We start from the raw sequence: 1,067 nt of genomic DNA on the forward strand, positions 1-1,067 counted from the left end.
CACACCCCTGGTGTGCCCGCGCTGGACCTGCCCGGGCTGGACGTGACGGCGGTGGCGCACGGCTACGGCTGCGCCGGTGCGGTGACCACGCTGGACGGGCTCGGCACCGCGCTCGACGCCGCATTGGCCGCGGACCGGCCGACGGTGCTGCCGGTGCCGATCAGCACCGACGTGCCACGGATCCTCTGAGACTCAGCCGGGCTGGACAATCAGCGGGGCGCCGCTGGCGGCGTCCAGCACGGCCCGGCCGCCTAGCGGCGCGTCGAGCGTGACGCTGACCGGCTTCAGCACGAGCTGCGCGGTGCAGACGCCGGTGGAGGCGATCACGGCGCCGCCGATCACCACCACGTCCGGCCGTTCCAGCACGAGCGGGGTGGGCGGGCCGTCGCAGGCGCCGACGCCGAGCACGTAGTCGATCCGGTTGCCCTCGACCGCCCGCAACTGCTGAGCGGACACCAGGCCGGCCGGGAGCGGCCGGGTGGGCACCGCGCCGCCGGGCGCCCGGCCGGTCACGCGCGGCGCGACGGCGATCCGGGCCACGGGTACGGCCAGCTCGTCCACGGTGAACAGCCAGGCGGGCACGTCGGCGCGGCCCCGGCTGGTCCACACCGGCGCGCTGCCCAGCCGTACCTCGGTCACGGTGAGCGGGACGCACGGCGTCGGCGCCGAGGTCGACACCGGGTCGTTCGGGCCGGGCCGTCCGGTCGGTGCCGGGTCGGGCGCGGCGGGGCGCCCGTCGCAGGGCGGCGGGTCGCCCTGGCGGAGCTGGGCGTACGCGTCGGCGGCGCTGACCAGCGGCACCCGCAGTGTGCCGTCGGGGAACCGGATCGTGCCGTCCTTCGGCACGGCGGCCGGGATCGGGATCTGGTCCCGGTACCAGCCCGCTCCGAACGCCACCTTCGTCTCGTCGGTGAAGCCCGGGTCGCCGGTGAGCACTGTGGCGTCCTGGAGCGGCACGTACCCGTCGCGCCAGCCCGGCCCGGGCCGCCAGCCGGCGGCGACCTCCTCGGCCCGCTCGGTGAACGCGGGCCACTGGTCCGGGCCGGTGGGCGGCGTCCGGACGGGAG

At 77.4% G+C, this 1,067-nt stretch carries 1 protein-coding gene and 1 pseudogene; one reads left to right on the forward strand and one right to left on the reverse strand.

The window, feature by feature from the left end; translation table 11 throughout:
• Positions 1–189: pseudogene (locus KBX39_RS31785) on the forward strand (benzoylformate decarboxylase); the annotation flags it as partial.
• A gap of 3 nt (positions 190–192) precedes the next feature.
• Here the strand turns inward: KBX39_RS31785 and KBX39_RS31790 are convergent.
• On the reverse strand, positions 193–1,067 hold an 875-nt coding region (locus KBX39_RS31790; protein ID WP_210874118.1), incomplete at its 5' end, for a hypothetical protein.

This window comes from Micromonospora sp. D75 (assembly GCF_018070405.1).
Classification (GTDB): Bacteria; Actinomycetota; Actinomycetes; order Mycobacteriales; family Micromonosporaceae; genus Micromonospora; species Micromonospora chalcea.